The sequence below is a fragment of the Herpetosiphon gulosus genome (genome assembly GCF_039545135.1).
Classification (GTDB): domain Bacteria; phylum Chloroflexota; class Chloroflexia; order Chloroflexales; family Herpetosiphonaceae; genus Herpetosiphon; species Herpetosiphon gulosus.
Map to the genome: position 1 here is coordinate 151,458 of NZ_BAABRU010000006.1, position 14,973 is coordinate 166,430.

The 14,973-nt window shown below is 51.9% G+C and carries 7 protein-coding genes; 1 reads left to right on the top strand and 6 read right to left on the bottom strand.

Going from position 1 to position 14,973, the window contains the following annotated elements:
• Positions 1-15 precede the first annotated feature (15 nt).
• The 3 genes from ABEB26_RS09670 to ABEB26_RS09680 form a co-directional block, all read right to left on the bottom strand.
• A complete protein-coding gene (locus tag ABEB26_RS09670) occupies positions 16-2,265 on the bottom strand; it encodes a glycoside hydrolase family 3 C-terminal domain-containing protein (protein WP_345721777.1) in 2,250 nt (749 codons plus the stop codon).
• 448 nt (positions 2,266-2,713) lie between these two features.
• A complete protein-coding gene (locus ABEB26_RS09675; RefSeq protein WP_345721778.1) occupies positions 2,714-6,196 on the bottom strand; it encodes an ATP-binding protein in 3,483 nt (1,160 codons plus the stop codon).
• 162 nt (positions 6,197-6,358) lie between these two features.
• A complete protein-coding gene (locus ABEB26_RS09680; protein WP_345721779.1) occupies positions 6,359-9,778 on the bottom strand; it encodes a glycosyl hydrolase in 3,420 nt (1,139 codons plus the stop codon).
• Between the two features lie 337 nt (positions 9,779-10,115).
• Between ABEB26_RS09680 and ABEB26_RS09685 the strand changes: the two genes are divergently transcribed.
• On the top strand, positions 10,116-12,164 hold the full coding sequence (locus ABEB26_RS09685) for a S9 family peptidase (protein WP_345721780.1): 2,049 nt from the start codon (positions 10,116-10,118) through the stop codon (positions 12,162-12,164).
• 38 nt (positions 12,165-12,202) lie between these two features.
• Here ABEB26_RS09685 and ABEB26_RS09690 read toward each other — a convergent pair whose 3' ends face one another.
• The 3 genes from ABEB26_RS09690 to trpA form a co-directional block, all read right to left on the bottom strand.
• A complete protein-coding gene (locus ABEB26_RS09690) occupies positions 12,203-13,153 on the bottom strand; it encodes an NAD-dependent epimerase/dehydratase family protein (protein WP_345721781.1) in 951 nt (316 codons plus the stop codon).
• Between the two features lie 59 nt (positions 13,154-13,212).
• Positions 13,213-13,821, bottom strand: a complete 609-nt coding sequence (locus ABEB26_RS09695) for a TetR/AcrR family transcriptional regulator (protein ID WP_345721782.1) — start codon at positions 13,819-13,821, stop codon at positions 13,213-13,215.
• Positions 13,822-14,143: 322 nt separating this feature from the next.
• Positions 14,144-14,959, bottom strand: a complete 816-nt coding sequence (trpA, locus tag ABEB26_RS09700) for a tryptophan synthase subunit alpha (RefSeq protein WP_345721783.1) — start codon at positions 14,957-14,959, stop codon at positions 14,144-14,146.
• Positions 14,960-14,973: the final 14 nt, after the last annotated feature.

Here is a 14,973-nt window from a genome sequence, read left to right on the forward strand (position 1 = left end):
ATCCCCAACAACCAACTAGTCCTGATTAACCTTGGCCACAATCTCATCAATTTGGCTGGCCTCGAAGAAGCCGAAGTTAACAAATTTGGCCAACGGAATTGGCTCGAAAATCGCACGGGTACTAGCGCTTTGGCCTTCGATAAAGGCTCCAGCGGTCGCATGCAAAATCTCAGCGCCAATCGGATCATCCAAGAATTCCTTGATGGAACTCATGCGCGTGAGCACTTTGCGAGCTGAACGTGGGTCTTCATTCACCATTAGATCGGCCACTAAGGGCAAATCAGCGCTGCAACCACCAGCCAAAATCTGATAGCTGCCACCTTCCATGCGCCAGGCTGCCCGTTGCTGATCATATAGACTGAAATCACGGGCATTGAGGGTTAGTTCAACAGTTTTGGTCTCGCCAGCGGCCAATTCGACCTTAGCAAAGGCTCGTAATTCTTTAACTGGACGTAGATAAGCCGAATTGCTCGGTTTGACGTACACTTGCACAACTTCTTTGCCAGCTCGCTCGCCAGTATTGGTCAGGGTGACGCTGACAGTCAAGGGCGTAGCCTCATCGATACTTGCAGCACTCAGCGCAATCTGATCATACCGAAAGCTGGTGTAGGATAAGCCATAACCAAAGGGGAATAACGGCTTGACCTTACGGACATCGTAGTAGCGATAGCCAATAAACAGGCCTTCACCATAACGCACCACTCCCGCCTCGCCTGGATAATTCAAAAAGGCCGGAGTATCAGCGAGATCATAGGGGAAGGTTTCGGCCAATTTGCCACTGGGGTTGACGACACCAGAAAGTACATCGACCAAAGCGCTGCCAACAGCCTGACCCGCCAAACCAGCCTCAAGCACCGCCCGCACTTGACCAAGCCATGGAATCGTCACGGCTGAGCCGTTGATCAAAATTGCCACCGTGTTAGGCTGAACTGCCGCCACTGCTTCAAGCAATTGATTATGTCCAGTTGGCATGTTCATATGCGCCCGATCAGCGCCTTCAGTCTCGTAGGCATCGGGTAGCCCAACCAAAACTAAGCTCAGGCTAGCGTTTTTGGCCGCAGCCACCGCCTCAGCAATTAATTGATCGTTGGTGTTGCCATCGTGATCGTAGCCAGCGGCAAAATTAACTTCAACCGATTGCCCAGCCAACCAGGTTTGCAGTGCTTCAAGCGGCGTATCAACCTGAGTTGCATTAATTTCCGAGCTACCAGCGCCTTGATAGCGTGGCTTTTGAGCAAAATTGCCGATCACCGCTACTGTGCTCTCAGCAGTTGGCTGCAATGGCAAAATGCCATCATTCTTGAGCAGCACCATCGATTCGCTAGCAGCGCGGCGAGCCAAAGCATGATGGGCAGCTTTATCATAGCTGGCTTCGGGCTGGCGTTGGGCAATTCCACGCAGAATAATCTTGAGCATGCGGCTAGCAGCAGCGTCGATAACGGTTTCTGAGAGCGCTCCCTTGCGTACCAAACCCGCCAAAAATTCAACGTGATTAAGCGCTGGTCCAGGCATTTCCAAATCGAGGCCAGCGGTTAATGCAGCGGCTTTATCGTTAACTGCGCCCCAGTCGGAAACCACAATGCCCTCAAAGCCCCATTCTTCGCGCAGAATTTCAGTCAGTAGTTGGCGATGTTCGGTCGCATAGATTCCATTAATTTTGTTATAGGCCGCCATGATCGTCCAAGGTTGGGCGCGTTTGACCACGCGCTCGAAGGCTGCCAAATACAACTCGCGCAAGGTGCGTTGATCGACTTCCGAGCTAATCGTCATGCGCTCGAATTCTTGGTTGTTGCAGGCATAATGTTTGAGCGATGTGCCAACGCCATAGCTTTGCACACCTTCGACAAACGCTGTGCCCAACTCGCCAGCCAAAACCGGATCTTCGGAATAATATTCGAAATTGCGGCCACCCAAGGGCGTGCGTTTGAGGTTAACGCCTGGGCCAAGCACAATTTGCACGTTATTGGCTAGGCATTCTTGGGCAATCGCCTCACCAATCGCTTTGGCTAGATCAACATCCCACGTTGAGGCCACGGCGGCGGCGGTGGGAAAACAGGTTGCTGGAATCGCATCAATAATGCCAATTGAGGAATTTTCAGGGGGTTTACGCAAGCCATGCGGGCCATCATTCATGTTGATCGAGCCAAGCCCCAAGCGTTCGACGGGGTGGGTGCTCCACATATCTTGGCCGATCGTCAGCGAAATTTTTTCTTCCAACGTCATTTGAGTCAACAAGTCGTTGATTTGTTGATCACTCGCGGTCATGATTCGACCTTTCCTTGCTACAAAATGCAGCATCTACGAGAACCAGTGCAACAGCGCAGCATGGGCAGTTGGCTAGCAGCGTTCCAGCCCATGAGCCAACGCCCCGTTGCGTCGCATTCCTAATTCACAATGTTGATTTGGATCAGCGAAAGACTATCACACCTGTTCTCAAAATATCGATCCTATACCAAATAATTGAAATGGTTCGTTGACTTCATAAAATAATCGATTCCCTCACCCCAACCCCTCTCCCACGGCGGCGGGAGAGGGGCGTTCCAATGGTTATGATTGGATGGTTCCCCCTCGCCTCGCTCGGCGGGAGAGGGGGCTAGGGGGTGAGGGAATGCCAATCGACGACGAATTCCACCCAATCATTATTAAGACCCTTGAAAGGTGGGGGTGAGGGAATCGATCAATCATTTAGTCAGTTAACCATCACAAGTAAATATTAAATAATGAAGCTTGAGCTTGGTTCTTGCAGCGTCGCTTGAACCAAGGGCATGCCTAGAAAATGATCGCGCAGTTCATCGCGCAAAATATTACTTGAAATATGGCGAATCAAACGCTGAGCCTGTTGGCGTTCAGTCAATGCCTGATCTGGCTGGCCCTGCGTTTCGAGCCATTCAGCTCGCCAAGCATGAAAACGCCAAACTTCATGAATATCGCCAGCAGGTTGTTCGTTGATCAGGCCTTCGCTCAGTTGCAAAGCTTCGACGATTTTGCCTTGAGCCGCCGCCAAACGAGCACGATAGTTGACGACCAACGATGTGCCAAACCACAAGCTTGAAAGTTGCTCAACAACTTGCTCCAACAAGCGTTCGCCATGAGCATATTCACCGAGTTTTAGGCTCAATTCAATATGCGCCACCCGTAGCATAATGCCAGCAATCACCTGTTGATCGCCCAAATCAAAAGCCAAAACTTGGCGAATTGCCTCAGCCATAGCGGCTGGCTCAGGTTGGGTTTGTTCGATCGAGATCAACAAACGCAGCGCAGCAGTCAATTGGCGCAAGGTTGCTAAGGCCTCATCATTAATTTGTTCCAGATAAGCCTCAGCCGCATCGAGCACCACCAGCGCCGAAGCATAATCGCCGAGCATGCGATACAAACGTAGCAATTCGGTGCGCGAATACATATTGAGCATAATCGGCCCCGAAATGCTCGATTGTTCGATCGATGACTGGAACATATGCAGTGCCTGTTGAATATCGCCAGTTTCGAGCGCGATACCACCAAGTACTGAGCGCGAAAAACCTAAATTCCAAGCATTGCCGATCATCACGGACAAGCGCTCGGCCTCACGCGCGTAGCGCACCGCTTGCTCCAAATCGCGGCGCGAATAGTAGAAATCGGCCATGCCCGAAAGGCTATCAGCCAACATCGGCAGATTATTCAACGAACGCCATAATTCAATTGCTTCGCGCAACATTTGCTCGGCCAATTCATGCTGACCACGGTTGATCGCCACCCGATGGAAGTCGTTCAAACAATAGGCTTGCAACTCGCGCATACCCAACTCACGCGCCAGGCTTAGGGCTTTTTCGCCCCATGGTTCAGCGTCGGTAAAGCGGCTGAGGTGGCCTTCGATCAAGGCTAAGAGCCAATAACAGCGGGCTTCCGACTGACGATCGCCCTGTTGGGTCGCTAATTCCAAGGCTCGCATGGTATCGCTACGGCTGCGATCAAGGTCGCGATGCAGGCTCGGCAACATCAACAAACGGGCGCGTTCAATCAAGACCATTGTCAACGATTCAGTATCATGTTCGCTGTCGCAGCGTTCGAGCACATGATCGTATAAATCGAGGGCTTGCTTGGTTTCGCCAACCAACTCAGTTGCCCGCGCATAATTCAGATACAAGCCGCGTACCACGCCCAAGGGCAACTCATACTGATGGCTTAACTCGTGAGCACGTTCATAATGGCGAATCGCCTCGCGCAAAGCATATTGACGATAGGCCACATCGCCAGCCAGCAAAGCATATTCAAAGGCTTTGGGATGCTCAGCATAAAGAAAATGGTTAGCCAAAGCTGATGCCAATTCCTCGCGTCGCGAAGGGTAAAGCGTTTCTAAGGTTTCGCCAACCACGCCATGCAAACGGCGGCGCTCAGTTTGCAAGGTTGTGCTATAGACCACTTCATGGACTAAGGCATGGCGGAAACGCAAATAGCCATTGGGATTGGTGCGATCTCGCCGTAGCAACTCACGATCAACCAACAAATCGATCGAATTGGTCAGTTTTTCGGCGGTTGAGCCAATCACCTCGGCCACCACCCGAATCGCAAAGCGTCGCCCAATCACTGCCGCAATATGCAAAAATTGGCGTAACTCGCTGGGCAAACGGTCGATTCGCGCTGCTAACAAGCCATGCACACTATCGGGCAATTCGATTTGATTGATTGCCTCAAGCGCCACCCAACTATTACCATCATGCATAATCGCTTCGCGATCGATCAAGGTGCGAATAACTTCTTCGACAAAGAAGGGATTGCCATCGGCTTTGTTGAGAATCGCCGTGCGTAAATGCTCGGGCAGACCATCAAAATGCAGCAAATTGGCAATCAATTCGCGGCCATTGGCTAGCGATAATGGAGCTAGATTCAATTCAAGGCCTTTTGAATCGCGGGCAGCTTCGACCAAACGCCAGCCAACCACTTCGCGATCAGGCCGCGAGGTCGCTAAAATTACCAACGGAATGTCGTTGTGTAATTGCAACAAACTTTGCAGCACATCAACCGAAGCCTCATCGGCCCAGTGAATATCTTCAATCGACCAAATCACCGGGGTATGTTGACCTTGGGCCAACACCAAACGCCGCACGGCGGTGATATAGAGGGCTTGCAACGCTTGGGGGCTAAGTTCATCGAAACGGCGTGAGGCTGGCAGCAACAACAAATGGCTCAGCGCTGGAATCACCTGATCAGCTTGATCTGCCAAGAGCGCCGTAGCGATTTGATGCAAGGCAGCGGCCATTTCATCTTCGCCATCGTTGAGCGAAACGCCAATTAATGAGCGCACCAAATCGCGCAGCAGGGCATAAGCACTTTCTTGGGTATAGGAGAGACAGCGGGCTTCGTACCAAACGACTTGAGGCAATTGCTCCAAACTTTGGTTGCGCCATTCGGTCAACAGCCGACTTTTGCCAATGCCCGCCTCGCCAACTGCCATCACTACCCGTCCGCGCTGATTGGCCAAATTATCGGTTACCGCCAACAGACTATCGAGTTCGTTGCTGCGGCCAACCATGGGGCTTTGTAAGCCTTTGATCCCACGGCCAGATGAGGGGCGCGGATTGAGGCCGCGGAGCTTGAAGACCGCCACTTGTTCAGAACGACCTTTGATAGCTTTTTCGCCCAGCGCCGCAAAATCAAAGACATGGGCCGTCATACGTTGGGTTTCAGGGCCAACCAAAATCTCGCCGTTGCTCGCTAAATCTTGCAAGCGGGCCGCCAAATTAACCGCATCGCCAATCACTGAATAGTGCTGGCGACCGAGCGAGCCAATGCCGCCTGCAATCACCACGCCAGTGTTAATGCCGATGTGCAAGCCCAAAGCGAGGCCTTCTTGTTGGCTAAGTTCAGCAATTGCATCGAGCATAGCACTGGCAGCGTGTACAGCACGAATTGGATCATCTTCGTGAGCCAGGGGAGCGCCAAAAATCGCCATAATCGCATCGCCAATAAATTTATCGACGACCCCGCCGTAATGTTCGATGATTGGCACCAAGCGATCAAAACAGGCATTAATCAAGCGATGCACCGCCTCAGCATCCATCTGCTCAGCAATCGAGCTAAAGCCCACCAAATCGGCAAACATCACCGTAACCCGCCGCCGTTCGCTGCGCGGTAACGGAGCATCGGCCAACATGCGGCCACACTGAGAGCAAAAACGAGCGCTGGCAGGGTTGAGGTTGAGACATTCTGTACATTGCATAGGCGGTGTACTCGGCGCAAAAATATTACTCCATTATAACGCGATTTTTCCTCTTTTTGAAACAAATGTTTACTAGCAATCTGTATGAATTCTGCTTAAAACCACGGCACTCGTTCTGGCTGAAGAACGAGTGCCGGGTACGAGGAGCAGGGTTATAGTACTTTAGTTGAATGGCAAGGTGATCGTGGATTGTTGGCCTTGGGCGCTGGTGGCGCTGGTGCGAACGCTCGCTGAACCATTGCCAATCGCGTTCCAAATTTCAATCCGTACCCGACCATTGCTCAAGTTGGCCCAAGCACCGCTGCTGCTCTTGAGGCCAGCGGTTTGGCTATATTGTTCGAAACCTGCCACCGGATCGGTTGGGAAGTAGTTGTAGGTTTCGGTGCGATCATAGCTGCCGTCGCCAGTCCAGTCGTAGGAAATGCGGGCTTGAACCCCGTTGCCCACGGCGGTGTTTGAATCGACGAACAGCTTGAATTGGGTAGCTTGGCTGTTGTAGGTGCGGGTCAAGCCAGAGATGGTATAAACCAAAGCATTGGTTGGTGTACCATCACGATTAGCGCCACCAGCCGATGGAATCGTGTCGGTGTTAGCGCCTGCGCCTGCGCTCAAGCTCAAGGTACCAGCCACATTTTGGGCAGCGCCATCGATGACGTGCAAGGTGTTACCACCAGCATCAATCTTGGTCAGCAGCCATTGTTGGTTGGTTGCACCGACATAGTCCCATTGATGGACGTTGCCACCATCGGCGGTTGAGGCATCAGCAACATCAAGCGCCTTGCCACTGTGGCGGGCAATAATTGCATAGTAGCCACTACCAACATCGCGCAAACACCATTGTTGATTAGTGGTATTGCCATATGGCCATTGATGGATGTTGACCCCGTTGCCAGTTGCGGTCGTGCCGCCAGCAACATCCAAGGCTTTGCCACTATGACGCGCGGTTACTTTGAAGTAGTTGCTACCAACGCTTTCGAAGCGCCATTGTTGGTTCAAGCCGCCAACATAGCCCCATTGATGCACATTCGCACCATCAGCGCTTGAAACACCATCAACATCCAAGGCTTTGCCACTGTGACGAGCCGTTACTTGGTAGTAGCTGTTAGCATCCAAGCTGACTGCTGAACAGCCTGCAACTGGCGTGGCGGTTGGTGGTACTGGGGTTGCCGTCGGATTGACGGGCGTTGCCGTCGGATTGACAGGGGTCGCCGTCGGATTGATTGGCGTAGCGGTTGGATTGACTGGAGTCGCGGTTGGTGGTGGGGTTGTGCCCGTGCTGCGAGCCATGCTGCGTGCAGGAATACTATTCAACACCACGCCATTCGAGAAGGTTACGGTCAATGGGCTACCAGTTGGATTCCAAGCAACGTAGGTACGCACACCATTTTTGTTGAAAACCGCATAGGTTGGCGTGTTGGCGGTGATCGAGGTATCGATCGAACCCAACTGCTTCAAGTTGCGAATCCAGTGATAGGTATGAGCCTTGGTTTCGCCTTCTTCTGGGGTGTAGGCGACCGTATCAAACTTGGTTGCAGCAGTTGCCGCATCACCAAAAGCTTGGAATTGCCAAATAACATCTAACCAATAACGTTCTGCGCCGCCGATGTTGCTGCGCATTTGGCTATAGTTTTTGTTGACATAGGCTGGATTACGGCCCAAGTACAGCGAACCACCATGGAAGGGCAAGAAGTTGATCCCGTGGATCATTTCGGGGTTGGCGCTGAACCAAGTTGCGTAGCTGCCACCATCGCCCCAAACCATCCCAACAGCGGGGTGATTGTTGTTGGCGGTGAAGCCAGCAGGGAACACAGCGTTATCAACATTGAACCAATATTGTTCGATGGCGTGGGTTTCATGGGTATACATGAAGATCCCAAGGTCGCGCAATTGGGTATTACCAGTGTTTGCGCCCCACAACAGCACGGCGCTGTTGAACATCATTGCTTCTGATGATGATTCGTGGTTGTTGCCAGCGCCGAAGCCAGCGTGGCCCGAAGCCCATGAGTGGCCTTCGTAGATGTCGAAGGTGCGCAAGCGCGGGAAGCGGGGATCGGTTGCGGTGCTGATGTTAGCAGCATCGTTGATCAACAGCTTGACCATCGAACCCCAGTTGCTATCGAGCGCCCAGTTTGGATCATATTGGGCCAAGATTGCCGCTGCGTAGATGTAATAGCCATAGTGGAAGTGGTGGTCGTTCAATTCAGTATCTGAGCCAAACGAGGCTGGATAGCCGATCACGGTTCCCCAATTGCTATTGTAGTAGAACTGGCCATTGGTATCGTTGGCGCTGGCGGTGAACCATTCTTGCAAACGGTTGCGCACAGCGGTAATCAACGTATTACGGGCGTTGGTGTTGCCCAATTGTTCAGCAATCGGAATCAAGTTGGCCAAACGTAAGAGCGCCTTACCAGTGTAGTAGGTATCAGCACCGCCAAAGTGGCTGGCTTCGAAGGCAACATCATTCAAGTGATTGTTGAGCGTGGTGCGGTTATAATCGCCAGCATCTGGCAAGGTTGGCAGCACGCCGTTGAAGCGCATGGCCGTGGTAAATGAATTACCATCGCGCAGGCGAATTTGACCACGGGCGGTGGTATAGCTGTAGTTGGTCAACGCCGTCGATGAGTTGATCGCGTGGTGGCGATACAAGCCCAAAACGGTGTTGGTATTGCTGCCTTCTTTGGCAACCGTGGTTGCGCTGAAGGTTGTGTTCAAGGTTGCCGAAGCTTGGTCGTAGCTCCAGCTCGCGGTGGTGTTGGTGACAAAGGCATAGGCGCGGGCTTTGAAGAAATTAAAGGTTGCCACGCTATTATCAGGCAGCACTGCTACCGAATAATAATCTTTGCCAGCCAAATTTGATTGAAAATTGTTCCCCGATTGGCCCCAGGTCGCGCCAGTTGGGGCAAAAATACCATAATGATGGCCGTTAACCGTGATACCAAGCGCATTCGTGCCAGCACCAGTCCAAACGCTTGGCGGAGCAGCCGCGCTAATCAAGGCATCGCCGCCACTCTTGGTCAAATAGACGAAGGGCATGCCATGGCCAAAGGTTGCGCGGAGCGTGCCGCCACCATTCCAATAGGCCGTGACCGTCCAATCCGAGTAGCCGTCAACTTTGGCATCAGGCGAATTCAAGCCCACCAAACCAAGGTTGAGGTCTTCGGAAGCATTGTAGTGAAACTCGCCGATATAGTTGGGTGAGCCAGTTGAAATTGCGGGAATTGTCGGGAAGGTCACGCCCAAGCCAGTCGCTTTGGCTTTGACAATCAACGGCAAGGCCGTCATATTTTCCGAATAAGGATTACCAGGGAAGCGCTGCCAGCCGAGCGAACTCCACCAATCGTTGGTGGGCATTGCGCCAGTGACATTGGCAGTACGTTTGGGAGAAACAGGATTCCCATTAAAATCATCGGGAACTTTTGCGCCTGCTGGCAAGGTGGTAGTATAACTGCCCAGCCCAGCTTGATCAGCGTTGGCAACAGGTTGGGTTGGAGAAAAGAACAAACTTGTGGTTAAAAATGTTAGGAGGGTTCCTGCAAGCCATGGTAATCGTCTTGAGCGATTAGGTAAATGTTGTGTATTCATGCACATCCTCGTGTAATTAATCAACATCGATAGCCGAAATGTTATGAACCCCTAGTCGCATGAATCAAGCAACCTCCTTCGATCAAAGAATCCATATACTGCTATCTTAATTTTTTCCTAACTATTATTCAATGACTAAAATAAGTCATTTAGCATGCGCTAAGCTTCTGAGTTGTTGTTTAATGGATGATCGTTCTATGCTATTATGCGCGGAATTGCATATAAATGTAATTTGTGCCCTCACCCCCAGCCCCTCGCTCGCTGGGAGGGAGAGGGGGTCAGGGGGTGAGGGCTTGCAGATTAACGAATCATTGCATATAGAGAATAGGAACCAAGCATGGCCGAGTTGCGCAACTGGCAAGCCACGAGTCTCTTAGAGTTACGTTTTATCTCCGATGCCCAAATTTCGCCCAACGGTGAGCAAATTGCCTTTGTAGAAACCTGGATCGAGGAAACCACCAGCAAGAGTGGCACTCGCAAACCCGATTATCGTTCAGCAATTATGTTAATTCAGGCCGATGGTGGCACGCCGCAGCGTATGACTTTCAGCGTTTCAGGTCGCGATAGCTCACCACGCTGGTCGCCCGATGGCAGCAAACTGGCCTTTATCTCAACTCGCGATGCAGGCGTGGCCCAACTGTTTGTGCTTGATTTAGCGCGTGGTGGCGAGGCCCAGCAACTAACCAGTCTTGGCTATGGTGTGGCCGAAATCAACTGGCGGCCCGATAGCCAAGCCTTGGCTTTTATTTCGCGCGGAGCCAAAGCCAAAGCGCAAACCCATGTCGAAAGCTTGCGTGACGAAAAAATTATTGAGCGTTTGCCGTTTAAATTCGATGGCGTGGGCTATTTGCAGCCAGAATATGCCCAAATTTGGCTGGTTGAATTAGGCCAAGAACCAAGCCAAATCACCGATCTAGCCTTTGATCATGCTGATCCGGCCTGGTCGCCTGATGGCAGCGAGTTGGCTTTTATCACGGTTTCGCGGGCCGAATTAGAGCATACCCGCCAAGCCGATATGTATCTATTAAATGTAGCAGCTGGCACATCACGCTGTTTGACCAATGCATTGGGTCCAGTGTATCACCCAACATGGTCGCCCGATGGTTTAGCAATCGCCTATATCGGCCATGATCAACATACTGGCAATGCTTCAAATGAGGCTTTGTGGTGTGTTAGTCGGGCTGGCGGCGATGCCCATTTGCTCAGTGTTGGCTTTGAATATGGGCTGGAAAATAGCGTGATCAGCGATGCACGCATCGGGCGCTTTCCCTATCGGCCTTATTGGCGCGATAATGGCATCTATTGTTTGGCAACTCGGGCCGCCCGCACTCGTGCCTATCGTTACAGCGATGGCGTGATGCATGAACTTACGCCGGAGGATAATCCCAGCATTTCGGGCTATAGCCAATCGTTGAATAAGCGCACGGCTTTCACCGCAGGCACGGCGACCCAACTCGAAGCGCTGTATATGGGCGATGCCGATGGCAGCATTCATCTGCTCTACGACCCCAATGCTGCATTACTTGCCAGCATCCAAACCATCGAGCCAGAACGCTTTAGCTATGCCAGCTTCGATGGCTTGGCAATTGAAGGCTGGGTGATCAAGCCTGTCGGATTTACCCAAGGTCAGCAATATCCTTCGTTGTTGTATATTCATGGTGGCCCGCATAGCGCCTATGGCCACAACTTTATGCACGAATTTCAGGTACTGGCGGCGGCTGGCTATGGCGTGATTTACACCAATCCACGCGGTGGCACAGGCTATGGTCAGCGCTTCCGCTCGTTAGTACGCCAAGATTTTGGCGGCGACGATTATCGTGATCTCATGGCCGCCGCCGATTTGGCCGAAACTTGGGATTGGATCGACAGCAAACGCATGGGTGTGCTTGGTGGCTCGTATGGCGGCTATATGACCAACTGGATCATCAGCCATACCGAGCGCTTTGCCGCCGCCAACACCCAACGCTGTATCTCCAATCTGATGAGCTTTTTCGGCACATCGGATATTGGGCCATACTTCGGCGAAGATGAATTCGGCGGCAAGCCTTGGGCTGATATCGATAAATTTATGGAACGCTCACCAATTCGTTATGTAAATTCAATTAACACTCCCTTGCTGATTTTACATTCGGATGAAGACCATCGCTGCCCGGTCGAGCAAGCCGAGCAACTGTATACCGCGCTCAAAGTGCTGGATAAGCCTGTACGGTTTGTCCGCTTCCCGCGCGAAGGCCATGAACTTTCACGCAGCGGCGAGCCATTGCATCGGATCGCACGGATCGAATATATTTTGGATTGGTTCGGCCACTATTTGCAAGGCCACGAACTCAAGCCTGCCGATCAATTCCGGCGCAGCGTTGCTGGCGAATGGCAAAGCAGCCAATAATTTCCACGATCAGATTGTTTTCAAGGCCGTTGCCACATCTAGGCAGCGGCTTTTTGCTGGGTTTGACCTCGATACCAATTAATCGTGGCCTGCAACGCTTGCTCCAAAGGCGTAGCAGCTAAGCCAAGTTGGCGTTCGATCGCTTGGGCATCGACAATTTGTGGCTCGGTATATTGATAGAACATCTCAACAAATTCGCGCATAAACGAATCCATCAGCCCAAACGCCTGAATCGCCATTTTAGGCAGGGCAATACTACGCACAGGGTAGCCCAACAATCTGCCAATTGTTTGCAGCATAGCACGTTGAGTTAATGCTGGCATGACCGGCAAATGCCAAGCTTGGCCCAGTGCCATAGGATGTTGGCCCAACAACGCCAAGCCACGGGCGACATCGCCGATATAGCTAAAACTATGCGGCAAGTCGATATTGCCCAACAATTGCCCTGGTTTGTGCTGCAACAACATTGGAAACACCCGATCGCCCAAGGTCGAGTTGAGCACACGCGGCCCAAAGAAATCGGCGGCTCGGCCCAGTGTGACTTCAAGCGTACCAGCCCGATGCGCCGCCAAATAGGTTTCGACCAATTCAGCTCGCATACGACCTTTGCGAGTATGCGATGCAAACGGTGTGGCCTCAGTCAGCGGTCGGCCTTGGCTCGAACCATAGACGTACAGCGTGTCGAGCACCACCAAGCGAGCGCCAGCCGCTGCGCTAGCCTGCATAATTGTTTGCTGAAATTGTGGCATAATCTTGGTCTGTTCAGCATAATGGACGTTAGCGCAGTGATAAACCACCTTCGCACCTTGGCACAACTCATTAACTTGAGCTTGATTAAGCAAGTCACCAGCGACGACCTCAACCGCTGCTGGCAGATCGGCCTTACCACTACGATTGATACAGCGAACACGCTGGCCTTGACGAATAAGCTCCTCGGCTAGCGTGCTACCAGCTGGGCCTATACCGAAAATTACCTGTAATGAACTCATGGCGATGCTCCTTGTACAATATTCAGTAATCGAACATTGTTCGATAAGGCTCAAAAAAATTACGAATTGGTCATTAATAAGCCCTGTAACAAGGCTTGGGTCGTGCGTTGGATACGGGCTTCGATCTGTTCGGCTTGGCTGAGGCGTTGGCTAAGCGCAAGGCTGACAATTCCATGCAAGGCGGCCCAGAGAATTTCGCTATCCTCGCGTAAATTTGGGCTAGTCACTTGTTCGTCGATCAGTAACAATTGCAAATCTTGCTCAACCAATAAACATGTCGGCCAAGCCGCTTGGTTGCGCAACTCTGGGTTAACTGTCACGCCATCCATGCCATGCATCACTTGATAGAGGTCGGGATTGGCTTGAGCAAAGTGCCAATAAGCCAAGGCGATGGCCTGCAAGCGCTGATATGGATCAACATGGGCGGCACTAGCTTGTTGCATGGCATTGGTCAATTGTTGAAAGCCAATTTCCAATAAGGCTTCTAAAATTGCTTCCTTGCTAGCGAAATATTCATAGACCATCGATGGGCTATATTCGATCAACTCGGCAACTTTGCGGATGGTCAAGCCCGACCAACCCTCGGCTTGGGCAATTTGGCGTGCGCCGCTGAGAATCCCCTCGCGGGTGGCTTGTTTGATGCGTTCGCGGCGTTCTTTACTGCCCATTGGCTGTTTCCATTCCAGCAACATAATTTCATCGAACAATGTTCGATAACAATATAGTTGTTCAGGAATGAATTGTCAAGAGGTAAAATTGGGGATTAGGGTTCAGTTGTTAGGGTTCAGGGTTCAGGAAACCGTAACCGCGAAGAGCGCGAAGAACGCTAAGGATGGCGAACGAGGAGTCAGTTATCAGTTGCCAAGAATTGGGGGCATGAAACCGTGAATCACGCTGGGAGCGGACATGGCCTAACGCATAGCACTAGCTAGTCGTCAAGCTGTCCGCCATTAACAGCGAGAAAGAAGAGTTGGGTTGAGAGGATTTAACTTATTGCTGATAGCCCTTGGCCTGATCAGCGGCATCGCGCAGACTTTGCACAAACTGTTGCGCTCCGGCAGCTCGCTCTTCAGCAGGCAAGTTACCAATGTAATCGAGCAAGGCACTGGCGCAAATTGCCCCTTCAGCCATTTTGGCAACCGAGGCTACATGTTCAGGCTTGGAGATACCAAAGCCAACCGCACGCGGCAATTGGCTATATTGGCGTACCCGCGCCAAGAAATCGCCTAAATCGTCGGCCAACGCGGCGCGAGCACCGGTTACGCCACGCAATGCCACACAATAGATAAAGCCCGACGACAGGCTGGCAATCTTGGCGATGCGGGCATCAGTTGAGGTTGGAGCCAACAAGAACACCAAATCCAGTTCATGGGCTTTGGCCGCCGCATGAAATTGGTCGGCTTCTTCAGGTGGTAAATCGGGCACGATAAAACCATCAGCACCCACCGCTTTGGCTTCGGCCACAAACCGCTCAACGCCATATTGAAACATGGGGTTGAAATAGCCCATCAGCAATAATGGAATGCTCATGCCAGCCGCCCGTAGTTGGCGCACGGTTTCCAAACAAAACCCAATATCCACCCCATTAGTTAGGGCAATATCGGTAGTACGTTGAATTGTCGCGCCATCGGCCAACGGATCAGAAAAGGGCATGCCAAGTTCAAGCATATCCGCGCCGCCAGCAACCAAGGCTTGGGCTAAACTCAGGGCGGAATCACGCTCAGGGTAGCCAATCGTCAAAAATGGCATCAGGGCAGTCCGACCTTGGCTGGCTAAGCGTTCAAAAGTTTGGGCAATTCGGCTCATAGCATCCTCAACTA